This is a genomic window from Pseudomonas sp. NPDC089996, assembly GCF_044748405.1.
Taxonomy (GTDB): Bacteria; Pseudomonadota; Gammaproteobacteria; order Pseudomonadales; family Pseudomonadaceae; genus Aquipseudomonas.
Map to the genome: position 1 here is coordinate 18,939 of NZ_JBIVGA010000027.1, position 23,493 is coordinate 42,431.

The following is a 23,493-nucleotide window of genomic DNA, read 5'->3' on the forward strand; positions in this document are numbered from 1 at the left end:
CGCGACACAAGGCCGCTCCTACAGGAAATCGCGATCTTCTGTAGGAGCGGCCTTGTGTCGCGAAAGGAGGGCAAAGCCCTCCCGGCTTTCTCGAGGAAATATGCAATGCGCATCTGGATCGACGCCGACGCCTGCCCCAAGGCAGCCAAGGACCTGATCGTCAAATTCGCCCTCAAGCGCCAGCTTGAGGTCATCATGGTCGCCGGCCAGGCCGTGGCCAAGCCGGCCTTCGCGATCGTCCGCCTGATCGTGGTGCCCAGCGGCATGGACGCGGCCGACGATTACCTGGTCGAACACGCCGTGCCCGGCGAGCTGGTGATCTGCAGCGATGTGCCGCTGGCCGACCGCCTGATCAAGAAGGGTGTGGCAGCCCTGGACCCGCGTGGCCGTGAGTTCGACGAGCGCAACATGGGCGAGCGCCTGGCCGTGCGCAACCTGTTCACCGAGCTGCGCGAACAGGGCCAGGTCGGCGGCGGGCAGGCGCCCTATGGCGAACGCGAGAAGCAGGCCTTCGCCAATGCCCTGGACCGTATCCTCACCCGCCTGAGCAAGGGTTGATCACTCCCCTTCGTGGGTCAGCTCCAGCACCCGGTCCACCAGCTTGTAGATGCCACCGGCAGCTTCACTGATCGATTTGGCCACCATATAGGCCGGGGTCGTCACCAACTTGCGCTGCTCATCTTCGACGATGTCATGCACATCGCACGCTTCGTGCTTGCCGCCCATCTTCTCCACGGCTGCTGCAGTGTCCGCGTCATCGCCGATGGTGCACACCACGCCAGGCCCGTAGATTTTCGCGGCCAGTGCCGGCGAAATGCACATCAGGCCGACCGGCTTGCAGGCCTCGGCAAAGGCTTCCGTCAAGGCCAGCACATCTGGGTTCACGGAGCACTCGGTGCCCTCCACGGCAAAGTTGGACAGGTTCTTCGCCACACCGAAGCCACCCGGCACGATCAGCGCGTCGAAATCCTCGACCTTGGCTTCGCGGATATCCTTCACCTCGCCGCGGGCGATGCGTGCCGACTCGGTCAGCACATTGCGCGACTCGGGCATTTCCTCACCGGTCAGATGATCGATCACGTGCATCTGCGCGATGTTCGGCGCAAAGCACTGCACCTGTGCACCACGCTGGTCGAGGCGCAGCAGGGTGATCACGCTTTCGTGGATTTCCGCTCCGTCGTACACGCCACAACCGGACAGAATCACCGCTACTTTCTTGGTCATGCTCATTACTCCATTTTCGAGGCGCTAAATGTCCTCTAGTTTGGCAGATGTGGCCATAGGGGTTACTGCGGGCGCATCCTAATCTCTGTGGATAACCTTCCAGAGCCTTGCCCATGGACTTGATTCTGCTGGCCGTGCCGTTCTTTTTCGTACTGATTGCGGTAGAGCTGGCCGCCGACCGCGTGCGCGGCCAGCGCAACTTCACCCTGGCCGATTCGATCAACAGTCTCAGTACCGGCGCGCTGTCCACCAGCACCGGCCTGTTGACCAAAGGTGTAGGGCTGTTGACCTATGCGCTGGCCTGGGAGCACCTGGCGCTGCTGCACCTGCCGCAGACCGCCGTGTGGGTCTGGCTGCTGGCCTTCGTGCTGTACGACCTGTGCTACTACTGGCTGCATCGTCTGGGCCATGAGCGCAACGTGCTGTGGGCGGCGCATTCGGTGCATCATCAGAGCGAGGAGTACAACCTCACCACGGCGCTGCGCCAGACCAGCAGCGGCTTCATCTTCTCGTGGATCTTCTACCTGCCGCTGGCGCTGATCGGCGTACCGCCCGTGGTGTTCATCACCGTGGCCTCGCTGAACCTGCTGTACCAGTTCTGGGTGCACACCCGGCATATTCCCAAGCTGGGCTGGCTCGAGTGGGTGCTGATCACGCCATCCAATCATCGCGTCCACCATGCGCAGAATCCTGCTTACTTGGATCGCAACTACGGCGGGGTGTTCATTCTCTGGGACCGTCTGTTCGGCACGTTCAAGGAAGAGGATCCGGCAGAGCCGGTAGTGTTCGGTGTGACCACGCCCTTGGCCAGCTGGAATCCGCTGTGGGCCAACCTGCAGTTCTACGCCCAGCTGTGCAGCGATGCCCGCCGTACTCGCAGCTGGAAGGACAAGCTGCGTATCTGGTTCATGCCCACCGGCTGGCGCCCGGCCGATGTCGCGGCGGCTTATCCGCAGGCGAAGCAGAACCTGGCGTTGTTCCGCAAGTTCGAGATTGCCCTGGGCCGCGCGTGGCAGGCGTACGTAGCGGCGCAGTTCGCCGTCTACATCGCGTTGGGCAGTTACTTGATGGACGTGGCCGAACGCGTACCGAGTGCCGCACTGGTGCTCGGCTGGTCGTTGATGGCGTTTGGCTTGTTCGTGCTGGGTGCGGTTCTGGAAAACCGGCCGTGGGCGCTGCGCCTGGAGCTGTTGCGGCTGTTGACCCTGGTGCCGGCGCTGTGCCTGGCCGGCACGCTGGGCTTAGCGTTGGTCGTGCCCGTGTCCTGGCTGCTTCTCGGTCTTTACTTGCTGCTCAGCGCTGTTGGCTTGTTCTTCTGTCGCCGCGCGGCGCTCGGCGCGCAGGGTGCGGAAGCGCCGGCGCAGCCACAGCAGGCCGCCCAGCAGCAGCAGGGCGCCGAGCACCCATAGCTCGTACTTCTTGATGCTGCCCAGCATGCCTTCGAGGATGGCGCCGAAGTGGTAGGCCGCCAGGCCCAGCACCAGGGCCCATACGGCGGCGCCGATGCCATTGAGCAGCAGATAGCGGCGCGGCGGGTAACCGGACAGGCCGATGGCGATCGGCATCACCGTGCGCAGGCCATAGACGAAGCGGAAACTCAGCACCCAGATGTCCGGGTGGCGGCGGATATGCTCCAGCGCGCGGTCACCCATGGCCTGCCAGCGCGGCTTGCGCGCGAGGATCTTGCGTCCATGCCGTCGGCCCATGAAGTACCACAGCTGGTCGCCGGCGTAGCTGCCGCAGAAGGCCACCAGGACCACCAGCTTGATATCCATGTACTCGCGGAACGCAAGAAATCCCGCAAGAACCAGAATGGTCTCGCCTTCGAAGAAGGTGCCTAGAAAAAGGGCAAAGTAGCCGAAATCCTGCAGGAATTGTTGGAGCATTTTCTGAGGTGCTGGCGAAATGAACGCGCAGCCTACCCCTTCGCGCGCATTCGTGAAAGTGTCCAAATGTGTCTCGACGTGAACTATTCCTACACGGACAATACCGGCAGCCTTAAGTCGCAGCTTGCGCGAAGCTGTAACACAGTCGTCATAATGGGCGCTTATCTTGCCGCTCAATTGATCATAGGGCGTTAACGTCCTCAGGAACGTCAGATGAATAATGAAGTGCTAACCCCTGTCGCGATCAAGGATGCCCAGGCGGTCCCAGAAGAGATGGTACAGACTCCGCCAGACCTGCCAGAGGTCGTGGAGCCGGTGGTTGAAACCGCCGCCCCGGCCCCCGCGCCGGCGCCGGCCATCGCCGTCCCGAGCCTGGACGACAGCAGCCTGTACATTCATCGCGAACTCTCGCAGCTGCAGTTCAACATCCGCGTGCTGGAGCAGGCGCTGGACGAATCGTATCCGCTGCTCGAACGCCTCAAATTCCTGCTGATCTTCTCCAGCAACCTCGACGAATTCTTCGAGATCCGCGTCGCCGGCCTGAAGAAGCAGATCAACTTTGCCCGCGAGCTTGCCGGCGCCGATGGCCTGCAGCCGCACCAGGCGCTGGCGCGCATCAGCGAGCTGGTGCATATCGAAGTGGACCGTCAGTACGCGATCCTCAACGACGTGCTGCTGCCAGAGCTGGAAAAGCACGCCATCCGCTTCATCCGTCGCCGCTACTGGACGCCCAAGCTCAAAACCTGGGTGCGCCGCTTCTTCCGTGACGAGATCGCGCCGATCATCACCCCGATCGGCCTCGACCCGACCCACCCGTTCCCGCTGCTGGTGAACAAGAGCCTGAACTTCATCGTCGAGCTTGAAGGTGTCGACGCCTTTGGCCGCGATTCGGGCCTGGCGATCATTCCCGCCCCACGCCTGCTGCCGCGTGTCATTCGTGTGCCGGAAGAGGTTGGTGGCCCAGGCGACAATTATGTCTTCCTGTCGTCGATGATCCACGCCCACGCCGATGACCTGTTCCAGGGCATGAAGGTGAAGGGCTGCTACCAGTTCCGCCTGACCCGTAACGCCGACCTGGCGCTGGATTCCGAAGAGGTCGACGACCTCGCCCGCGCCCTGCGCGGCGAGCTGTTCTCGCGCCGCTACGGCGATGCCGTGCGCCTGGAAGTAGCCGACACCTGCCCGAAACACCTGTCGGACTACCTGCTCAAGCAGTTCAGCCTGAGCGAGAGCGAGCTGTATCAGGTCAATGGCCCGGTCAACCTGACTCGCCTGTTCAGCATCACCGGTCTGGACAGCCACCCAGAGCTGCAATACACGCCGTTCACCCCGGCGATCCCCAAGTTGCTGCAGAACGCCGACAACATCTTCAGCGTGATCGGCAAGCAGGACATCCTGCTGATGCACCCGTTCGAGTCCTTCACCCCGGTGATCGACTTGCTGCGCCAGGCGGCCAAGGACCCGCATGTACTCGCCGTGCGCCAGACCCTTTACCGTTCCGGGGCCAACTCGGAGATCGTGGATGCGTTGGTGGACGCGGCGCGTAACGGCAAGGAGGTCACTGCGGTGATCGAACTGCGCGCGCGCTTCGATGAAGAGTCCAACCTGCAGATGGCCAGCCGCCTGCAAGCGGCCGGTGCGGTGGTGATCTACGGCGTGGTCGGCTTCAAGACCCACGCCAAGATGATGCTGATCTTGCGCCGCGAGCAGGGCGAAATCGTGCGTTACGCGCACCTGGGTACCGGCAACTACCACGCCGGCAACGCCCGCCTGTACACCGACTACAGCCTGCTGACCTCCGACGACGCCCTCACCGAGGACGTCGGCAAGCTGTTCAGCCAGCTGATCGGCATGGGCAAGACCCTGCGCATGAAAAAGCTGCTGCACGCGCCGTTCACCCTGAAAAAGGGCATGCTCGACATGATCGCCCGGGAGACCCAGTTTGCCCTGGAGGGCAAGCCCGCGCACATCATCGCCAAGTTCAACTCGCTGACCGATGCCAAAGTCATCAAGGCGCTGTACAAGGCCAGCCAGTCGGGCGTGAGGATTGATCTGGTCGTGCGTGGCATGTGCTGCCTGCGCCCAGGCATTCCCGGGGTTTCCCACAACATTCAGGTGCGCTCGATCATCGGCCGCTTCCTCGAGCACACGCGGGTGTTCTACTTCCTCAACGGTGGCGAAGAGCAGATTTACCTGTCCAGCGCCGACTGGATGGAGCGCAACCTCGACAAGCGCGTCGAGACGTGCTTCCCGGTAGAGGGCAAGAAGCTGTTGCTGCGGGTGAAGAAGGAGCTGGAAGGTTACCTGACCGACAACACTCACGCCTGGACCTTGCAGCCAGACGGGCGCTATGTGCGCAGCACCCCGACCGGCAACCAGAACCCGCGCAGTGCCCAGGCGACCCTGCTGGAGCGCCTGAGCAACCCGCTCCTCAACGTACGCTGAGGACGAAGCCGACCCGGGCCAGCCACTCCGCCTCGTTGGCGAAGTCGGCCTGGGTCAGCTGGTTCTGTTCCAGCCAGCCATCCGGGAACGCCACATCAAGGCTGTCTCCGTTGGCCTTGAGCAGCACCTTGGGCATCTGCTGGGTGCCACGAATGTGGTGGAACAGGATGGCAAAACGCAGCAGCGCGCAAAGACGCAGCAGTTTCACCCCTTCCTCACCCAGTTCGGCAAACTTGTCCTTGGGGATGTTGCGGCGGTGGCCGCGCACCAGCAAGGCCATCATCTGCTGGTCTTCGCGTGAGAAACCCGACAGGTCGGAGTGCTCGATCAGGTAGGCGCCGTGCTTGTGGTAGTGATAATGCGCGATATCCAGGCCGATTTCGTGAATCTTGGCAGCCCAGCCGAGAAGATCGCGCCAGTTGCCTTCTTCCAGATCCCAATGTGCGGCCACCTGGTCAAACGCATGCAGTGCCTTGCGCTCTACGCGCGCGGCCTGCCCTTGGTCGACGTGATAGCGCTCCATCAGCGAATTCAAGGTGCGCTCGCGCACATCTTCGTGATGGTGACGGCCCAGCAGGTCGAACAGCACACCTTCGCGCAGGGCGCCGTCGCAGTGGTCCATTCGCTGCAGTTCCAGGGCATCGAAGATCGCCTCGAGAATCGCCAGGCCTGCCGGGAAGATGGTGCGCCTGTCCGGTTTGACGCCCTCGAAGTCGATCTTGTCGACTTCGCCCAGCTTGAACAGCTTGCGCTTGACCCAGGCCAGGCCCTCGGCATTGACCTCACCGTTGCCCAGGCCACCGGCCTTGATTGCGGCGCCGATGGCGCGGATGGTGCCGGAAGAACCGATGGCCTCGTCCCAGGTCAGGCGATGCAGGGCGTTTTCGATGCTCATCAGCTCCAGGCGTGCAGCGGTGTAAGCCTGGGCATAGCGCGCCGGGGTGACCTTGCCGTCGCGGAAGTAGCGCTGGGTGAAACTCACGCAGCCCATTTGAAGGCTCTCGCGCAGCAGCGGCTCGAACCGCTGGCCGATGATGAACTCGGTACTGCCGCCGCCGATGTCGGCGACCAGGCGTTTGCCGGGGGTGTCGGCCAGGGTGTGCGAGACGCCGAGGTAGATCAGGCGCGCCTCTTCACGGCCGGAGATGACCTCCACCGGGTGGCCGAGGATGGCTTCGGCACGCTGAATGAATACGTTGCGGTTGCGCGCTTCGCGCAGGGCGTTGGTGCCGACGATGCGCACGGAGCCTGCCGGCATGCCGTTGATCAGTTGGGCAAAACGCTTGAGGCATTCCAGGCCTCGTTCCATGGCTTCTTCGCTGAGCTTGCGCTCTTCGTCGATGCCGGCGGCCAGCTGAACCTTTTCGCCGAGCCGCTCGAGAATGCGGATCTCGGTGTGGTGAGCCTTGGCCACGACCATATGGAAGCTGTTGGAGCCCAAGTCGATGGCGGCGATCAGGGACAGGTTCTTCGCGGAGGTATGCGGCATTCTGTGTGTTCTCGGTCGATAACCCGGCAATCGTGCCACGATCCTTGGCTGACGCCAACGCGCACCACACCGGGCATTGATGCAAGGCAATGTGCCATTCCATGCTATGACACTTGTGTGACAGTTTCGATTCGCGGCGTCTTGCACAACTATAGTTACACTCAATCGTCCGTGACTTCCTGTAGGGCGTGGGTGCGGCTATCATGGGCCACGTTTTTTTGCTTACGACCCTGGAGATATCCATGAGCAGCGATCTGATCAAACACGTCACCGACGCTACCTTCGAAGCCGAAGTCCTGAAGGCCGAAGGCGCGGTACTGGTCGACTACTGGGCTGAATGGTGCGGTCCATGCAAGATGATCGCTCCGGTTCTGGACGACATCGCCGCTTCCTACGAGGGCAAACTGACCGTCGCCAAGCTGAACATCGACGAAAACCAGGAAACCCCGGCCAAGCACGGCGTGCGTGGCATCCCGACACTGATGCTGTTCAAGAACGGCAACGTCGAAGCCACCAAGGTCGGCGCACTGTCCAAATCGCAGCTGGCCGCGTTCCTCGACGCCCACCTGTGATGTAGAGAGCCCCGCAAATGCGGGGCTTTTTTTATCCTCAGGGCACGATTTACCCGGTCAAAACCACTAGACGTCGAAAAAAGCAAGTGTTACATTCGGCCTCGCACTGCTTCTCCAGTGCCCTCTACACGCCGTCGCCGAAGCATCCCTAATTCGAATCAGTACGCGATCCTGTCGCCATCTAGCGGCGCGGCCTCATTAAGCCAAAGCTTAATTCTCCCTTCTTACATGATTACGTCATTCCCCTTATGAACCTGACTGAACTCAAGCAAAAGCCGATTACCGATCTTTTGGAAATGGCCGAACAGATGGGCATCGAAAACATGGCCCGTTCGCGCAAACAGGACGTGATTTTCGCCCTGCTGAAGAAGCACGCGAAAAGCGGCGAAGAGATCTCGGGTGACGGCGTGCTGGAGATTCTCCAGGATGGTTTCGGTTTCCTGCGTTCGGCTGATGCGTCCTACCTGGCCGGCCCCGACGACATCTACGTCTCGCCAAGCCAGATCCGCCGTTTCAACCTGCGTACCGGCGACACCATCGTCGGCAAGATCCGCCCACCGAAGGAAGGGGAGCGTTACTTCGCGCTGCTGAAGGTCGACACCATCAACTTCGACCGTCCGGAAAACGCGAAGAACAAGATCCTCTTCGAAAACCTGACGCCGCTGTTCCCGAACAAGCGCCTGAAGATGGAAGCCGGCAACGGCTCCACCGAAGACCTTACCGGTCGCGTGATCGACCTGTGCGCTCCGATCGGCAAAGGCCAGCGTGGCCTGATCGTCGCGCCGCCGAAAGCCGGCAAGACCATCATGCTGCAGAACATCGCGGCGAACATCACCCGTAACAACCCCGAGTGCCACCTGATCGTCCTGCTGATCGACGAACGCCCGGAAGAAGTGACCGAAATGCAGCGCACTGTGCGCGGCGAAGTGGTTGCCTCGACCTTCGACGAGCCGCCAACCCGCCACGTGCAGGTTGCCGAAATGGTCATCGAGAAGGCCAAGCGCCTGGTCGAGCACAAGAAGGACGTGGTCATTCTGCTGGACTCCATCACCCGTCTGGCGCGTGCCTACAACACCGTGATCCCGAGCTCCGGCAAGGTGCTGACCGGTGGTGTCGACGCCCACGCCCTGGAGAAACCGAAGCGTTTCTTCGGCGCCGCGCGCAACATCGAGGAAGGCGGTTCGCTGACCATCATCGCCACCGCGCTGGTCGAAACCGGCTCGAAGATGGACGAAGTGATCTACGAAGAGTTCAAGGGCACAGGCAACATGGAGCTGCCCCTGGACCGTCGCATCGCTGAAAAGCGTGTGTTCCCGGCCATCAACATCAACCGTTCGGGTACCCGTCGCGAAGAGCTGCTGACCGCTGACGACGAACTGCAGCGTATGTGGATCCTGCGCAAGCTGCTGCACCCGATGGACGAGATCGCTGCCATCGAGTTCCTGGTCGACAAACTCAAGCAGACCAAGACCAACGACGAGTTCTTCCTGTCGATGAAGCGCAAGTAAGCGTTTCAAGCCGGAACTGATTGGGGCCGCTTCGCGCCCCTTCGCGGGCACGCCCGCTCCCACAGGTTCAGTGCGATCCTTGTGGGAGCGGGCGTGCCCGCGAAGGGCTGCGAAGCGGCCCCAATGCATTTTTGCCCCCAAACAAAGCTCGAACGGCGCTACACTCTGCACCCCGACCGATACGGCCAATACGAGGCTCATGCATGCAGTATCGCGATTTGCGCGACTTCATCCGTGGCCTGGAGCAGCGCGGTGAACTCAAGCGCATCCAGGTTCCGATTTCCCCTGTCCTGGAAATGACCGAGGTCTGCGACCGCACCCTGCGCGCCAAGGGTCCGGCCTTGTTGTTCGAAAAGCCTACCGGCTTCGACATCCCGGTACTGGGCAACCTGTTCGGCACGCCAGAGCGCGTGGCCATGGGCATGGGCGCCGAGTCGGTCGATGAACTGCGCGAGATCGGCAAGCTGCTGGCTTTCCTCAAGGAGCCGGAGCCGCCGAAAGGCCTGAAGGACGCCTGGTCCAAGCTGCCGATCTTCAAGAAAGTCGTGTCGATGGCGCCGAAAGTGGTCAAGGATGCGGTGTGCCAGGAAGTGGTCATCGAGGGCGATGACGTCGACCTCGGCCTGCTGCCGATCCAGCACTGCTGGCCGGGCGACGTGGCGCCGCTGATTACCTGGGGCCTGACCGTGACTCGCGGCCCGAACAAGGACCGCCAGAACCTGGGCATCTACCGCCAGCAGGTGATCGGCCGCAACAAGGTGATCATGCGCTGGCTGAGCCACCGTGGCGGCGCGCTGGATTATCGCGAGTGGTGTGAAAAGAACCCCGGCCAGCCATTCCCGGTCGCCGTGGCCCTGGGGGCTGACCCGGCCACCATCCTTGGCGCCGTTACACCGGTGCCGGATACCCTCTCCGAGTACGCTTTTGCCGGGCTGCTGCGCGGCAACCGCACCGAGCTGGTCAAGTGCCGTGGCAGCAACTTGCAGGTGCCGGCCACCGCCGAAATCATCCTTGAAGGCGTGATTCACCCAGGCGAAATGGCCCCGGAAGGTCCGTATGGCGACCATACCGGCTACTACAATGAAGTGGACAGCTTCCCGGTGTTCACCGTCGAGCGCATCACCCACCGGCAGAAGCCGATCTATCACAGCACCTACACCGGCCGGCCGCCCGATGAGCCGGCGATCCTGGGCGTGGCGCTGAATGAAGTGTTCGTGCCGATCCTGCAGAAGCAGTTCCCGGAAATCGTCGATTTCTACCTGCCGCCGGAAGGCTGCTCGTACCGCATGGCGGTGGTGACCATGAAAAAGCAGTACCCGGGGCACGCCAAGCGCGTGATGCTGGGTGTGTGGTCGTTCCTGCGACAGTTCATGTACACCAAGTTCGTTATCGTCACCGACGACGACATCAACGCCCGCGACTGGAACGATGTGATCTGGGCCATCACCACGCGCATGGACCCCAAGCGTGATACGGTGATGATCGACAACACGCCGATCGACTACCTGGACTTCGCGTCGCCGGTATCGGGGCTGGGGTCGAAGATGGGCCTGGACGCTACGCACAAGTGGCCGGGCGAGACTACACGCGAATGGGGCCGGGTCATCGTCAAGGACGAGGCCGTCACCCGCCGTATCGATGAGCTGTGGGATCAGTTGGGAATAGATTGATGCAGGTAACGTTGCAGCCGTCCGGGGCGGTGCTGGCGCTCGAACCCGGAGAACGGATCCTGGATGGAGCACGGCGGCTGGGCTATGACTGCCCGAACAGCTGCCGCAATGGCAATTGCCATGTCTGCGCCGCGTTGTTGGTCGAAGGAAGCGTGCGTCAGGACGGTCAAGTCCGTGACCATGGCGAGTTGTTTACCTGCATTGCCGAACCGCTGGAGGACTGTGTGTTGCTCTGGGATGGTGTGCTCGCCCTCGGTGAGCTGCCAGTGCGCAAGCTGGCATGCAGCGTAAGCGAATGCGTCGAGGTCGGTGGCGACGTCTGGCGCGTGCGCCTGCGCGCGCCGGCCGGCAAAGCGCCGCGCTACCATGCAGGGCAGTACCTGATGATCGAGCGCGAAGGCGGCAAGCCGGCGGCCTTCTCGCTGGCCTCTGCACCGCATTCCGGGCGAGAACTTGAGTTGCATGTGCTGGGCCGTGAAGCCAGCTCCCAGCAGTTGCTGGCACAGCTGCAGCGTGACCGCGTAGCACGTATCGAAATGCCATTCGGCGATACCCACCTTGCCGAGTTGCCTGACGGGCCGCTGGTGCTGATTGCCGCTGGCACCGGCATGGGCCAGATGCACAGCCTGGTCGAACATTGTCGCGCCCAGGGCTTCAAGCACCCGGTGCACCTGTATTGGGGGGTGCGCCGCCCGGAAGACTTCTACAGCATCGAGCACTGGGCTGAATGGGAGCGCTTGCCCAACCTGTTCCTGCACAAGGTAGTCAGCGACCTGTGTGGCTGGGAAGGGCGTTGCGGCATGCTGCATGAGGCCGTGTGCGAGGATGTGGAAGACCTCAATACCGTGCATGTTTATGCCAGTGGTTCGCCGAACATGGTTTACGCCACCCTCGACGCCCTGGTCGAGGCCGGCATGGATGCGCACCGCATGCGCGCCGATGTGTTTGCCTACGCACCACGCGGTTAATAACCGAAGTTTGAAGTAGCGGGTATAAGGCGGTCATTGTTACCGCCTTGGCCATTAACTTTCGCGGCCATTGAAACAATACTTCCCAGTCGTCGGAACCGTGCGTGAAACATTGTTCCTGGGACTTGAGTATTGGCGTATTTCTATCCTATGGTTACTGCAAGCGCCCTTGGCGCGGCTGCGCAGGCCGCGCCATCAGCGCCTCCCGCTTTATGCGTAGTACACAGGGAATAATGGCGGCAGCTTATGTCGGCACTTGAAAGTTTGTCCTGGGAAGTTGCTTATCCGCCGACGCTCGACTTCGGTCAGCAACTGACCCGTGAGCAATTGCTCAATTCCATGCACTTGACCATGTCTCGCCATGAAGGTGGCCCTGTCTGGTTATTTGCCTATGGCTCATTGATCTGGCGCCCGGAGTGCAACTCCGTGGAACGCCAACGGGCGCGGGTACATGGCTATCACCGCGGGTTGTACCTGTGGTCGCACGAGCACCGGGGTACGCCGGAAACGCCCGGCCTGGTCTTTGGCCTTGATCGCGGCGGCTCTTGCAGTGGGTTTGCCTACCGGCTCGATGAAAGCGATCTCGATGATTCGCTGATGGCCCTGTGGCAGCGGGAGATGCCTTACCCGGCGTATCGGCCACATTGGCTCAGCTGCCGGCTGGGTGATGGCAGCAAGGTGCAGGCGCTGGGGTTCGTGCTGGAGCGGCACCTGCCGTGCTATGCGGGCAACCTGCCGGATACGTTGCTCAGCCAGATTCTGGCCAGCGCCAAGGGGCGTTATGGCAGCACGCGGGATTATGTCGAGCAGACATTGAATGCGTTGCGCAGCCATCAGATGCCGGATCGCAACCTAGAGGCGCGGTTCAGGCGCTGCCATAACCTTCGAGAGCTCTGATAAAGATGGCGGCCTCTTCGCGGATAAACCCGCGAAGAGGCCAGACCTGTCTTACCTGGCCAGCACCACCAACTTGCCCACCGCCCGCCGTTGCCCCAGTTCGTCAATGGCAGCCCCGGCTTCAGCCAGTGGATAAGTCTTCGACACCAGCGGCTTCAACTTGCCCTCGGCATGCCAGGCAAACAACTGCTGGAAGTTCGCCGCGTTGTCCGCTGGCTGGCGCTGGGCAAACGCGCCCCAGAACACCCCAAGCACCGCCGCCCCCTTGAGCAGCACCAGGTTGGCGGCCATCTGCGGGATCGTCCCGCTGGCAAAGCCCACCACCAGCAGCCTGCCTTGCCACGCCAGCCCCCGTACTGCCTGGTCGAACAGTTCGCCGCCGACCGGGTCGTAGATCACATCGACGCCCTGGCCACCGGTCAGGCGCTTGATCTCTTCCTTCAGGCTGGCCTGGCTATAGTCGATGAGCTCGTCAGCCCCGGCGGCCTTGGCAACGGCGAGTTTTTTGGCGCTGCTGGCGGCGGCGATGACCTTCGCACCCATCGCCTTGCCGATTTCCACAGCAGCCAGGCCCACGCCGCCGGAGGCACCGAGCACCAGCAGCGTTTCTCCAGGTTGCAGCCGGCCGCGCTGCTTGAGTGCATGCATAGAGGTGCCATAGGTCATGCCGAACGCGGCGGCAGTGGCAAAATCCATGTGCTCGGGAATCGGCATCACGTTGTAGAACGGCACCGCCACCTGCTCGGCGAACGCGCCCCAGCCGGTCAGGGCCATCACCCGATCGCCTGCCTTGAAGGTGCCTGCACGTTCGCCGACTGCAGCGACCACGCCTGCGGCCTCGCCACCCGGCGAAAAGGGCAGGGGTGGCTGGAACTGATATTTGCCTTCGATGATCAGCGTGTCGGGAAAGTTGACCCCGGCAGCGCGGACATCGAGCAGGATCTCGTTCTTCTTCGGCACTGGGCTGGCCACGTCCTCAAGCACCAGGTCGCGAGCCGGACCCAGGGTTTTGCACAACACAGCTTTCATCGGGGCTATTCCTTTGCGTGTAGTGGCCGATAAGTGTAGGAGGGTCGCCTGCCGGGTCAACGAGCATGGCCCGCCCTGATGTGCTGGCATAAGCCGGGGCTTGGGTTTGAGCAACAGGCTGGGTAATCTGGCGCCAACTGTTTTTAGGAGTGAATTCGTGAAAGCGTGGATCTTGATGGTGCTGGCGCTGATGCTGCCAGCGGCGGCCATGGCCGAGGAAGGCAAGGAAGAAGGTACACCAAAGGTTTCCTACATCAGCCTGAGCCCGCCCTTTGTCGGCAATTATGCTCTCGATGGCAGCCCCAAGCTGCGGGTGTACAAGGCCGATGTGGCCCTGCGCGTGACCGGTGATGCGGCGGCGGCTGCGGTAAAGCATCAGGAGCCGCTGATCCGCAACCAGCTGGTGGCGCTGTTCACCCAGCAGACTGTCGATAGCATGAGCAACGTCGACGCCAAGGAAAAGCTGCGCCAGGAAGCGTTGAAGCAGGTGCAGCAGGTGATGGAGGCGGAAGAGGGCAAGCCGATTGTCGAGGATCTGCTGTTCAATAACTTGATTGTGCAGTGATTTGATTTTGCCGTGGCGCCTATGGCGTAGGAGAAATCTATCTTTCAGGTAGGTCTGCTAATTTTCGATTCGTGATGTCTCTACCACGCTAGATTGCGCATGGTTGAGATGTTCGAGAGAAATTGGCAATGCCATTGAAGTATCAGCCGAAGGAAGCGACTGTTCTGATGTGCGACTTCTCAGGGTTTCAGGTACCTGAGATGGTCAAGGTTCGACCGGTCGTTGTCATTCGCAAGCATAACCACAATCAACAACTGGTCACGATAGTACCGCTGAGCACGACGGAGCCTGAGCGGTTGGCCAGGCATCATGTCGTACTGCCCAGCTATCTTCCAGGCTCTGCTTTGGCATGCTGGGCCAAGTGCGACATGGTTTACACCGTCTCCATATCCAGGTTGGACAGGTGTCGTATCAAGTCGCGCCGAGGCGGTGGTCGAGAGTATGTGGTGTTGTCGATGCAGCCAGAGCATTTCGCCGCTGTGCGGGAAGCTGTCGGTTATGCGCTCGGCTTCACACATCCAGCAACAGTGCGGACAGTTGTCAGTAGGGGACAGGATGTACCATACTGAGCGCGTTCCCGAGAGGGGCTAGTGAGACTCTGCGGATCCTGGACTATCCAGCAATTACAGAGCCGGGCAGGTATAAGGCGATAACAAGTCTACCTGTCTGCGAGTAGGGCGCCGCGAGGCGCCCTTTGTCTTTATGGAATACTTGAGAGCGGTTCAGCGCGCCAGCGCGATAATTGCCGCCCACTGCTCTTCAGTTACCGGCATCACCGACAACCGCGTGCCTTTCTGCACCAGTGGCAACTCTGCCAGCGCACTCTGTTGCTTCAGCAAGCCCAGCCCCAGCACTTGCCTGAAGGTCTTTACGTGAGCCACGTCCACTGCACTCCACGTGTTCTTCTCGGCACTGGCCTTGGCATCGAAGTAATGGCTTTGCGGATCCAGGGCCGTCGGATCCGGATAAGCCGCCGCAGTGATGCGGGCGATACCGGCGATGCCCGGCTGCGGGCAACTGGAGTGGTAAAAGAAGAACTCATCACCTACGCTCATGGCCCGCATGAAATTGCGCGCCTGGTAGTTGCGTACGCCATCCCAGCGTGCCTCGCCCAGGCGGCCGAGGCCTTCGATCGAGAGCTCGTCGGGCTCGGATTTCATCAGCCAATAGGCCATGGATGCTGCTCCTGAAATGGTTTGAAATAACCTGTTGCACGAAACCGACAGCCGGTTGGCGTCAACGTTTGCGTGATGCCTCAGGTTGTCGGAAAATGCGCCGATTTTAAAGCTAGACACTCCGGCGGCACCTAGAAGGTCGCCGAGACTGAACGTATGCCTAGGGGGGCATTCTTCGATGAATCAACGCAAACCGGATCTACTGTGGATCCTGGTCTTCATCTTTGGCCTTGGTGTGGTCACCACCGGTTACGCCCAGGGCATCTGGGAGCGCAAGCTGGATACCGCCTATCAGACGCCGGTCGACGCCAACCCGCAGCAACGCTGATATCCCCTCGCAAACGCCGTTCAGTTCGGCGCCAGGTACCAGCCACGGTCGCTGACCGTGCCCTGCAGGGGTACATCCCAACTGGCCTGCGTCAGCCGCTCGACCTTCTGGCATTCATGCGCCAGGCCCAGCAGCAGCGGTTTTTTCCAGGTCTTGCGGCGTGCCTGGTAGGCCAGGCTGCGGTCATAGAAGCCCCCGCCCATGCCCAGGCGCCCGCCGACTTCATCGAAGCCGACCAGCGGCAGCAGAATCAGGTCCAGCGACCAGATCGGACGCTGGCGACGCCGGTCGGTGATCGGCTCGGGAATACGGAAGCGGTTGCGCTTGAGTTTCTCGCCTTGTTCGAAACGCTGGAACACCATGCGCGTGCGCGGCCAGGCATGCAGTACCGGCAGGTAAGTGCGTTTGCCTCGGCGCTGGGCCTCGCGCAGCAACAGGCGTGGGTCGATTTCACCGTCATTGGGCAAATACAGCGCGATATGCCGGGCGCGACGGAATAGTGGGTGCTGCGCCAGCTGGCGATACAGGCCGCGGGAGGCCTGGAGCTGCTGGGCGGGCGTGAGGGCGCGGCGGGCATTGCGAAGCAGGCGACGAAGCTGGGGGCGGGTGAGCGGCGCAGTTTCAGTCATGGCACTGGCGATCCCAGGTGTCGGATTGCCCAGCTGAGCACTGGGCAGGAAGAATCAGGCTCCCCGATAAGACCGCTATCGGTGTAGCCCTTGAACCCGAAAGTTCAAGGTGGAGATTGCAGGGGGCGTTAAGGCTTTCCGTCGGGCGGACATGCACACCGGCCCCAGCGTGCAACCCCCGTGGTTGTGCGTATCGGCTCAGGGACATAACCGACTGGCGCATCCCCCAGGGAGTGGCGCCAGTATACCAATCTCAGCCGTTTTTGGTACCCGCATCGTCGGACAAAGCCTGATCGACCCGCTCCAGCAGGTCACGCACCTGTTCACGGTTGGTACCGCTCACCGGCGCGTCGGCGCGATCTTCCTGGCGGTGCAGCATCTCGTGAGTGATATTCAACGCCGCCATGACCGCAATGCGATCGGCGCCGATCACCTTGCCGCTGCTGCGGATCTCGCGCATCTTGCCATCCAGGTAGCGCGCGGCGCTGACCAGGTTGTTGCGCTCTTCCGGCGGGCAGATGATCGAATACTCCTTGTCGAGGATCTGCACGGTGACGCTATTGCTTGAACTCATGAGTCTTGCTCCAGGGCCTTCAGGCGTAAAATCATCGACTCGACCTTGCGCTTGGCGATCTCGTTCTTTTCGATGAGGTGGGCGCGCTCCTCGCGCCAGGATTTTTCCTGAGCAACTAGGAGTGCATTTTGCCGTTTTAGTTGCTCGACGCGTTCAATCAGCAACTCGAACCGGCTCATCAGCGCTTGCAGGTCGTTCTCTTGCGTGGGTTGCACTCGATTCGCTCCGTCGTTGAATCACCCTGCGATGATGCCTCTCCCTGCGCAGCGGCGGCCAGTGCCGATGGTCTTGGCGCGCCTGCCGGTGCTAGGATACAAGGTCTTCATTCTAGTCAAATGCGCCGTCTGGCGCCTAGCCGACCATGCCTAATACCCAATCGCCTTATGTTGCCTTCGCCATGCTGCTCTCCAGCAATGGCCACCCTGTATCCCCTGCCGAGCTGCACGGCCTGCTGATCGGGCGCAGCTGCGCCGGTGCAGGCTTCGATGCCGATGCCTGGCTGGCCGATGCCGCCCAACTGCTGGAGACCGAACCCGGTGATACCGTGCGCAACGCGCTCATCGGCCTGCAAGAGATGGTCAAGGGCGAGTTGGACAGCGAAGAGATGGCCATCGTCCTGCTGCTGCCCAGCGACGATGCCGCACTCGCCGATCGCGCCGAAGCACTGGGCCAGTGGTGCCAGGGCTTCATCACCGGCTTCGGCCTGAACACCGGTGGCAAGGACCTGTCTGACGAAGCCAAGGAAGTGCTGCAGGACCTGGTGGCTATTTCCCAGGTTCAGGAAGCACTCGAGGAGTCGGAAGACGGCGAGAGCGACTACATGGAAGTCATGGAGTACCTGCGCGTCGCACCGCTTTTGCTGTTCACGGAGCTGGCAACGCCTGCCGCACCCGCGCCAAAACCTTCGCTGCACTGATCAACCGGGGGTAGTTCTGCCCATGAGCCACATACCCAAGGCCGAGTATGCCCGTCGGCGCAAGGCGCTGATGGCGCAGATGGTCCCCAACAGCATTGCCATCCTGCCGGCTGCCGCGGTTGCCATCCGCAACCGCGATGTCGAGCACGTGTACCGCCAGGACAGCGATTTCCAGTACCTCAGCGGCTTCCCCGAGCCTGAGGCAGTGATCGCCCTGATCCCGGGGCGCGAGCATGGCGAGTACGTGCTGTTCTGCCGCGAGCGCAACCCTGAACGTGAGCAATGGGACGGCCTGCGTGCCGGCCAGGAAGGCGCGGTACGCGACTTCGGCGCGGATGACGCGTTCCCGATCACCGATATCGACGAGATCCTGCCGGGGCTGATCGAAGGCCGCGAGCGGGTCTACAGCGCCATGGGCAGCAACCCTGAGTTCGACCGCCGGTTGATGGACTGGATCAACGTGATCCGCTCCAAGGCGCGTCTCGGCGCCCAGCCGCCGAACGAGTTCGTTGCGCTGGATCATCTGCTGCACGACATGCGCCTGTATAAATCGGCAGCGGAAGTGAAAGTGATGCGTGCCGCTGCGGATATCTCTGCGCGCGCCCACGTGCGGGCCATGCAGGCCTGCCGGGCCGGGCTGCATGAATACAGCCTGGAAGCGGAGCTGGACTACGAGTTCCGCAAGGGAGGGGCGAAGATGCCGGCCTACGGCTCGATCGTCGCGGCCGGGCGCAATGGCTGCATTCTGCACTATCAGCAGAACGACGCCCCGCTCAAGGACGGCGACCTGGTGCTGATCGATGCCGGTTGCGAGATCGACTGCTACGCCAGCGACATCACCCGCACCTTCCCGGTCAGCGGGCGCTTTTCGCCCGAGCAGAAGGCCATCTACGAGCTGGTGCTCAAGGCCCAGGCTGCGGCCTTTGCCGAGATCGCACCGGGCAAGCACTGGAACCACGCCCACGAGGCCACCGTGCGGGTCATCACCGAGGGGCTGGTGGAACTCGGCCTGCTCAAGGGTGAAGTGCAGGCGCTGATCGACAGCGAGGCCTACCGGGCCTTCTACATGCACCGCGCGGGGCACTGGCTGGGCATGGATGTGCACGACGTCGGCGAATACAAGGTCGGTGGCGAGTGGCGGGTGCTGGAGCCGGGCATGGCGCTGACTGTCGAGCCGGGCATCTACATTGCCGCCGACAACCAGGATGTCGCGAAGAAATGGCGTGGCATCGGTATCAGGATCGAGGATGACGTGGTAGTGACCAGGCAAGGTTGTGAGATTCTGACCTCGGGCGTGCCCCGCACGGTCGCCGAGATCGAGGCGCTGATGCAGGCCGCGCGCAAGGACGCGGCATGAACCGGGTCAACATCGCGATCATCGGCGGCGGCCTGGTCGGCGCGAGCCTGGCCCTGGCCCTGCAGGCCGGCGCCAAGGCACGTGGCTGGAAAATCCTGCTGATCGAGCCGTTTGCGCCCGGCGACAGCTTTCAGCCCAGCTACGATGCACGCTCTTCGGCGCTGTCGTTCGGCACCCGGCAGATCTACCAGCACCTTGGCCTGTGGCAAACCATCAGCCCGCGCGCCGAGCCGATCCGGCAGATCCAGGTTTCCGACCGCGGCCGCTTCGGCGCTACCCGGCTGGATGCCATGGAAGAGGGCGTGCCGGCCTTGGGTTACGTGGTGGAGAATGCCTGGCTTGGCCAATGCCTGTGGCAGGGGCTGGACAGCGAGGTGGTGAGCTGGCGCTGCCCGGCCGAAGTGAAGGCGATGCAGGCCACCGAGGGTGGCTACTGCCTGCTGCTGGACGACGACACCCGCCTGGAATGCGACCTCGCCGTACTGGCCGATGGTGGCCGCTCGGGTCTGCGCGAGCAGCTGGGCATCCATGTGCGCCGCACACCGTACGAACAGAGCGCGCTGATCGCCAATATCACCCCGGGCGAGGCCCATCGCGGCCAAGCCTTCGAGCGTTTCACCGAGCAAGGCCCGATGGCCTTGCTGCCGTTGCCGGAAAACCGCTGCGCGCTGGTCTGGACGCGGCAGGGGATGGATGCCCGGCGCCTTGCCGACATCGACGAACGCAGTTTCCTGCGTGAATTGCAGGATGCATTCGGCTACCGCCTTGGCGCCCTGCGCCAGGTCGGTGCCCGGCATCTCTACCCGCTTGCGCTGATCGAAGCCGAAGAGCAGGTACGCCCGCACCTGGTGGTGCTGGGCAATGCGGCGCACAGCCTGCACCCGATTGCCGGCCAGGGCTTCAACCTGTCGCTGCGTGACGTGCAATCGCTGGCCGATGCATTGCTGGCAGGCCCGCAGCACCCGGGCGACCTGGCCACGCTGCAGGCTTATCGCCAGCGCCAGCGTCTGGACCAGGCCCTGACCATCGGCTTCTCCGACCAGGTTACCCGCCTGTTCGGCAGCAATCAGCCGCTGATGGCAGCAGGGCGCAATATCGGCCTGCTCGGGCTCGACCTGCTGCCACCGGCAAAAAGCTGGTTCGCCCGCCAGGCCATGGGCCTCGGCACCCGCCCCGACCCGCGGGGCCAGGCATGAGCAACCCGCGCCGGCTGGCGCGTCGGGCGCGCATGTTGCGCTGGTTGCTGAACCTCTACCCGCCTTACCTCGGTGCCGGTATCCACATCCAGCGCATCAGCCCTGACATGCGCAGCGTCAAGGTCCGCATGAAGCTGACCCGCTGGAACCGCAACTATGTCGGCACCCAGTTTGGCGGCAGCCTGTATTCGATGGTCGACCCGTTTTACATGTTGTTGCTGATCGAGCAGCTGGGCCGCGAGTACATCGTCTGGGACAAGGCCGCCAGCATCGACTTCATCGCCCCGGGCAAGGGCACGGTGTACGCCGAATTCCATGTCGACGACGCGCTGCTGGATGAAATTCGCCAGCAGACCGCCAGCGGCAAGAAATACCTGCCGCATGTGCAGGTCGATATCCGTGACGAAGCCGGCGAGCTGGTGGCACGGGTCGATAAAACCCTATACGTGCGGCTCAAGCCGCAAGCGAGGCAGGCGTAAGGCATGGAAATGCGCGCAGATCTGTTGATTGTCGGTGCCGGTATGGTCGGCAGCGCCCTGGCCTTGGCGCTTCGCCACAGCGGCCTGGAAATTCTTCTGCTCGATGGCGGCCCGCTGTCGGTCAAACCGTTCGATGCCGTGGCGCCGTTCGAGCCGCGGGTCAGTGCCTTGTCGGCGGCAAGCCAGCGTATTCTCGAACGCCTCGGTGCCTGGGAGGGCATCGCCAGCCGGCGTGTGTCGCCGTATTCCGACATGCATGTCTGGGACGGAAGCGGCACCGGTCAGATTCACTTTTCGGCCGCCAGCGTGCATGCCCAGGTGCTCGGCCATATCGTCGAGAACCGGGTGGTACAGGACGGCCTGCTGGAGCGCCTGCACGACAGCGACATTGGCCTGCTGCCCAATGCGCGTCTTGAGCAGCTACGCCGCTCCGGTGACGAATGGCTGCTGACCCTGGCCGATGGTCGCCAGCTGCGCACACCGCTGGTGGTGGCCGCCGATGGCGCCAATTCGGCGGTGCGGCGCCTGGCCGGTTGCCAGACCCGTGAATGGGATTACCTGCACCATGCGATCGTCACCAGCGTGCGCTGCGGTGCTTCACACCAGGCCACTGCCTGGCAGCGCTTCACCGATGAGGGGCCGTTGGCGTTCCTGCCGTTGTTGCGCGATGGCAAGCAGGACTGGTGCTCGATCGTCTGGTCGACTACCCCGGAGCAGGCCGAGCAGATCATGGCGCTGGATGACCAGGCCTTCCTCAGGGCCCTGGAGCGCGCCTTCGAGGGGCGTCTGGGTGATGTGCTGGAGGCCGACCCACGCGTCTGCGTGCCGTTGCGCCAGCGCCATGCCAAGCGCTACGTGGACGAAGGGCTGGTGTTGATCGGCGATGCCGCGCACACCATCCACCCGTTGGCCGGGCAGGGCGTCAACCTGGGCTTCCTCGATGCCGCAGTGCTGGCCGAGGTGCTGGTGAATGCCTGCGAGCGCGGTGAGCGGTTGGCGGATGTGAAAGTGCTCAGCCGTTATGAGCGCCGGCGCATGCCGCACAACCTGGCGTTGATGGCGGCGATGGAAGGGTTCGAACGGTTGTTCCAGGCCAATCCACTGCCGTTGCGCTGGTTGCGTAACAGCGGCTTGAAGCTGGTGGAGCAGATGCCGGAGGCCAAGGCGATGTTCGTGAGGCAGGCCTTGGGCCTGACCGGGGACCTGCCTGAGCTGGCCAAGGCCTGAGATTGCCGGGGCTGCTTTGCAGCCCTTTCGCGACACAAGGCCGCTCCTACAGGAGATCGCGGTTCCTTGTAGGAGCGGCCTTGTGTCGCGAAAGGGCCGCACAGCGGCCCCCCTGCAACATCCGGTAACTGCTCGGAGGATGAGCTGGAAAATGGGATTCACTACCATTTACGCCTCTCATACGACCCGAGGAGTGCATTCCATGTTGCCACGCAAGCCCCTACTGGCCGCTCTGGCCCTGGCCCTGTTCGGCGGCACCGCCCAGGCAGCGGACGAAGTGGTGGTGTACTCCTCGCGCATCGACGAGCTGATCAAGCCGGTTTTCGACGCCTATACCGCCAAGACCGGGGTCAAGGTCAAATTCATCACCGACAAGGAAGCCCCGCTGATGCAGCGCATCAAGGCAGAGGGCGAGAACGGTGTGGCCGACCTGCTGCTCACCGTCGATGCCGGCAACCTCTGGCAGGCCGAGCAGATGGGCATCCTGCAGCCGATCAAGTCGGCCATCATCGACCAGAACATCCCGCCGCAGTACCGCGCTTCGTCCCACGACTGGACCGGCCTGAGCCTGCGCGCGCGGACCATCGTCTACTCCACCGAGCGGGTCAAACCGGCCGAGCTGACCACCTACGAAGCCCTTGCCGACAAGCACTGGGAAGGCCGCCTGTGCCTGCGCACGGCGAAGAAGGTGTACAACCAGTCGCTGACGGCCACGCTGATCGAGAACCACGGCGAGGCCAAGACCGAGCAGATCGTCAAAGGCTGGGTCGGCAACCTGTCCACCGATGTGTTCTCCGACGACAACGCCGTGATCCAGGCCATCGGGGCCGGGCAGTGCGATGTCGGCGTGGTCAACACCTACTACTACGGCCGTCTGCATGCGCAGAACCCGACACTGCCGGTGAAGATCTTCTGGCCCAATCAGGGCGACCGTGGTGTCCACGTCAACTTGTCGGGCATCGGCCTGACCAAGCATGCACCGCACCCGGAAGCGGCCACGAAGCTGGTCGAGTGGATGACCGGTGAGGAGGCACAGAAGCTGTTCGCCGACATCAACCAGGAATTCCCGGCCAACCCTAAGGTCAAGCCATCGGCTGAAGTGGCGGCGTGGGGCAGCTTCAAGGCCGACAGCATTCCGGTGGAAGTGGCTGGCAAGCGCCAGGCCGAGGCCATTCGCCTGATGGATCGGGCTGGCTGGAATTGAGCAACAGGCTTTAAGCTTTCGGGGCCTGCAAGGGCCTCTTCGCGGGCGTGGCCGCGCCCCCCAAAATAACCCCAACCCGGGGGGGCGGGGCCCCCCCCCCACCCCCCCCAACCCCGCGCCAAACACCCCCACAGAACATAAAAAAGCCCCCAAAC

Annotated in this window: 24 protein-coding genes, 1 other RNA gene and 1 pseudogene; 17 read left to right on the forward strand and 9 right to left on the reverse strand. The window is 62.5% G+C overall.

Annotation, left to right across the window (positions count from 1 at the left end; translation table 11 throughout):
- Positions 1–105: 105 nt before the first annotated feature.
- Positions 106–558, forward strand: coding sequence for a YaiI/YqxD family protein (locus tag ACIPW4_RS26625; RefSeq protein WP_060513176.1), 453 nt, complete (start codon positions 106–108; stop codon positions 556–558).
- On the opposite strand, the gene elbB is transcribed toward ACIPW4_RS26625, so the two are convergent.
- Positions 559–1,224, reverse strand: a complete 666-nt coding sequence (elbB, locus tag ACIPW4_RS26630; protein WP_400663497.1) for an isoprenoid biosynthesis glyoxalase ElbB — start codon at positions 1,222–1,224, stop codon at positions 559–561.
- 113 nt (positions 1,225–1,337) lie between these two features.
- On the opposite strand from elbB, the pseudogene ACIPW4_RS26635 reads away from it, so the two are divergent.
- A pseudogene (locus ACIPW4_RS26635) lies at positions 1,338–1,964 on the forward strand (sterol desaturase family protein); the annotation flags it as partial.
- Positions 1,965–2,465: 501 nt separating this feature from the next.
- On the opposite strand, the gene ACIPW4_RS26640 reads toward ACIPW4_RS26635, so the two are convergent.
- On the reverse strand, positions 2,466–3,110 hold the full coding sequence (locus ACIPW4_RS26640) for a DedA family protein (RefSeq protein WP_400663500.1): 645 nt from the start codon (positions 3,108–3,110) through the stop codon (positions 2,466–2,468).
- 213 nt (positions 3,111–3,323) lie between these two features.
- Here ACIPW4_RS26640 and ppk1 point away from each other — a divergent pair, with 213 nt between their 5' ends.
- Positions 3,324–5,555 (forward strand): polyphosphate kinase 1, encoded by a 2,232-nt coding sequence (gene ppk1 / locus ACIPW4_RS26645; protein WP_400663503.1) that lies wholly within the window; start codon positions 3,324–3,326, stop codon positions 5,553–5,555.
- On the opposite strand, the gene ppx is transcribed toward ppk1, so the two are convergent.
- Positions 5,542–7,044, reverse strand: a complete 1,503-nt coding sequence (gene ppx, locus ACIPW4_RS26650; RefSeq protein WP_400663505.1) for an exopolyphosphatase — start codon at positions 7,042–7,044, stop codon at positions 5,542–5,544. The two genes, ppk1 and ppx, sit on opposite strands and share 14 nt — an antisense overlap.
- 242 nt (positions 7,045–7,286) lie before the next feature.
- Here ppx and trxA point away from each other — a divergent pair, with 242 nt between their 5' ends.
- From trxA to ACIPW4_RS26675, 5 genes are all read left to right on the forward strand, one after another.
- On the forward strand, positions 7,287–7,616 hold the full coding sequence (gene trxA / locus ACIPW4_RS26655; RefSeq protein ID WP_400663508.1) for a thioredoxin TrxA: 330 nt from the start codon (positions 7,287–7,289) through the stop codon (positions 7,614–7,616).
- 248 nt (positions 7,617–7,864) lie between these two features.
- Positions 7,865–9,124 (forward strand): transcription termination factor Rho, encoded by a 1,260-nt coding sequence (gene rho, locus ACIPW4_RS26660; RefSeq protein ID WP_003253661.1) that lies wholly within the window; start codon positions 7,865–7,867, stop codon positions 9,122–9,124.
- A 203-nt stretch (positions 9,125–9,327) separates the two neighbouring features.
- On the forward strand, positions 9,328–10,794 hold the full coding sequence (ubiD, locus tag ACIPW4_RS26665; protein WP_400663510.1) for a 4-hydroxy-3-polyprenylbenzoate decarboxylase: 1,467 nt from the start codon (positions 9,328–9,330) through the stop codon (positions 10,792–10,794).
- Entirely contained in the window at positions 10,794–11,762 is a 969-nt protein-coding gene (locus ACIPW4_RS26670) for a CDP-6-deoxy-delta-3,4-glucoseen reductase (RefSeq protein ID WP_400663512.1), read from the forward strand. The genes ubiD and ACIPW4_RS26670 overlap by 1 nt, the downstream gene beginning before the upstream one ends.
- A 246-nt stretch (positions 11,763–12,008) precedes the next feature.
- A complete protein-coding gene (locus ACIPW4_RS26675) occupies positions 12,009–12,659 on the forward strand; it encodes a gamma-glutamylcyclotransferase (RefSeq protein ID WP_400663515.1) in 651 nt (216 codons plus the stop codon).
- A gap of 51 nt (positions 12,660–12,710) precedes the next feature.
- Here the strand turns inward: ACIPW4_RS26675 and ACIPW4_RS26680 are convergent, their stop codons facing one another.
- On the reverse strand, positions 12,711–13,688 hold the full coding sequence (locus tag ACIPW4_RS26680) for an NADPH:quinone oxidoreductase family protein (RefSeq protein WP_400663518.1): 978 nt from the start codon (positions 13,686–13,688) through the stop codon (positions 12,711–12,713).
- 157 nt (positions 13,689–13,845) lie between these two features.
- On the opposite strand from ACIPW4_RS26680, the gene ACIPW4_RS26685 reads away from it, so the two are divergent.
- On the forward strand, positions 13,846–14,253 hold the full coding sequence (locus ACIPW4_RS26685; RefSeq protein ID WP_400663520.1) for a flagellar basal body-associated protein FliL: 408 nt from the start codon (positions 13,846–13,848) through the stop codon (positions 14,251–14,253).
- Between the two features lie 167 nt (positions 14,254–14,420).
- The gene (locus ACIPW4_RS26690; protein WP_400663549.1) at positions 14,421–14,822 is read left to right on the forward strand and encodes a type II toxin-antitoxin system PemK/MazF family toxin; all 402 of its coding nucleotides are present in this window, start codon (positions 14,421–14,423) and stop codon (positions 14,820–14,822) included.
- A 153-nt stretch (positions 14,823–14,975) separates the two neighbouring features.
- Here the strand turns inward: ACIPW4_RS26690 and ACIPW4_RS26695 are convergent, their stop codons facing one another.
- The gene (locus tag ACIPW4_RS26695; protein WP_400663523.1) at positions 14,976–15,428 is read right to left on the reverse strand and encodes an EVE domain-containing protein; all 453 of its coding nucleotides are present in this window, start codon (positions 15,426–15,428) and stop codon (positions 14,976–14,978) included.
- Between the two features lie 178 nt (positions 15,429–15,606).
- On the opposite strand from ACIPW4_RS26695, the gene ACIPW4_RS26700 reads away from it, so the two are divergent.
- Positions 15,607–15,756: a hypothetical protein gene (locus tag ACIPW4_RS26700; RefSeq protein WP_165837333.1), complete on the forward strand. Its 150-nt coding sequence runs from the start codon at positions 15,607–15,609 to the stop codon at positions 15,754–15,756.
- Positions 15,757–15,776: 20 nt separating this feature from the next.
- Here the strand turns inward: ACIPW4_RS26700 and ACIPW4_RS26705 are convergent, their stop codons facing one another.
- The 4 genes from ACIPW4_RS26705 to ACIPW4_RS26720 form a co-directional block, all read right to left on the reverse strand.
- The gene (locus tag ACIPW4_RS26705; RefSeq protein ID WP_400663527.1) at positions 15,777–16,385 is read right to left on the reverse strand and encodes a 5-formyltetrahydrofolate cyclo-ligase; all 609 of its coding nucleotides are present in this window, start codon (positions 16,383–16,385) and stop codon (positions 15,777–15,779) included.
- A 56-nt stretch (positions 16,386–16,441) separates the two neighbouring features.
- A non-coding RNA gene (gene ssrS, locus ACIPW4_RS26710) (6S RNA) lies at positions 16,442–16,621 on the reverse strand.
- A gap of 17 nt (positions 16,622–16,638) precedes the next feature.
- The gene (locus ACIPW4_RS26715; RefSeq protein WP_400663530.1) at positions 16,639–16,959 is read right to left on the reverse strand and encodes a cell division protein ZapA; all 321 of its coding nucleotides are present in this window, start codon (positions 16,957–16,959) and stop codon (positions 16,639–16,641) included.
- Positions 16,956–17,138, reverse strand: coding sequence for a TIGR02449 family protein (locus tag ACIPW4_RS26720; RefSeq protein WP_029886233.1), 183 nt, complete (start codon positions 17,136–17,138; stop codon positions 16,956–16,958). Before ACIPW4_RS26720 ends, ACIPW4_RS26715 begins: the two co-directional genes overlap by 4 nt.
- A gap of 182 nt (positions 17,139–17,320) precedes the next feature.
- Between ACIPW4_RS26720 and ACIPW4_RS26725 the strand changes: the two genes are divergently transcribed.
- The 6 genes from ACIPW4_RS26725 to ACIPW4_RS26750 all read left to right on the forward strand — a co-directional run bounded on the left by ACIPW4_RS26725 (position 17,321) and on the right by ACIPW4_RS26750 (position 23,338).
- Positions 17,321–17,875, forward strand: a complete 555-nt coding sequence (locus ACIPW4_RS26725; protein ID WP_400663533.1) for a YecA family protein — start codon at positions 17,321–17,323, stop codon at positions 17,873–17,875.
- Positions 17,876–17,897: 22 nt separating this feature from the next.
- Entirely contained in the window at positions 17,898–19,232 is a 1,335-nt protein-coding gene (gene pepP / locus ACIPW4_RS26730) for a Xaa-Pro aminopeptidase (RefSeq protein ID WP_400663536.1), read from the forward strand.
- Positions 19,229–20,428: a 2-octaprenyl-6-methoxyphenyl hydroxylase gene (gene ubiH, locus ACIPW4_RS26735; protein WP_400663539.1), complete on the forward strand. Its 1,200-nt coding sequence runs from the start codon at positions 19,229–19,231 to the stop codon at positions 20,426–20,428. Before pepP ends, ubiH begins: the two co-directional genes overlap by 4 nt.
- The gene (locus tag ACIPW4_RS26740) at positions 20,425–20,907 is read left to right on the forward strand and encodes a DUF4442 domain-containing protein (protein ID WP_400663542.1); all 483 of its coding nucleotides are present in this window, start codon (positions 20,425–20,427) and stop codon (positions 20,905–20,907) included. Before ubiH ends, ACIPW4_RS26740 begins: the two co-directional genes overlap by 4 nt.
- A gap of 9 nt (positions 20,908–20,916) precedes the next feature.
- On the forward strand, positions 20,917–22,134 hold the full coding sequence (locus ACIPW4_RS26745) for a 2-octaprenyl-3-methyl-6-methoxy-1,4-benzoquinol hydroxylase (protein ID WP_400663553.1): 1,218 nt from the start codon (positions 20,917–20,919) through the stop codon (positions 22,132–22,134).
- A 202-nt stretch (positions 22,135–22,336) separates the two neighbouring features.
- The gene (locus tag ACIPW4_RS26750) at positions 22,337–23,338 is read left to right on the forward strand and encodes an extracellular solute-binding protein (protein ID WP_400663545.1); all 1,002 of its coding nucleotides are present in this window, start codon (positions 22,337–22,339) and stop codon (positions 23,336–23,338) included.
- The last annotated feature ends 155 nt before the right edge of the window (positions 23,339–23,493 follow it).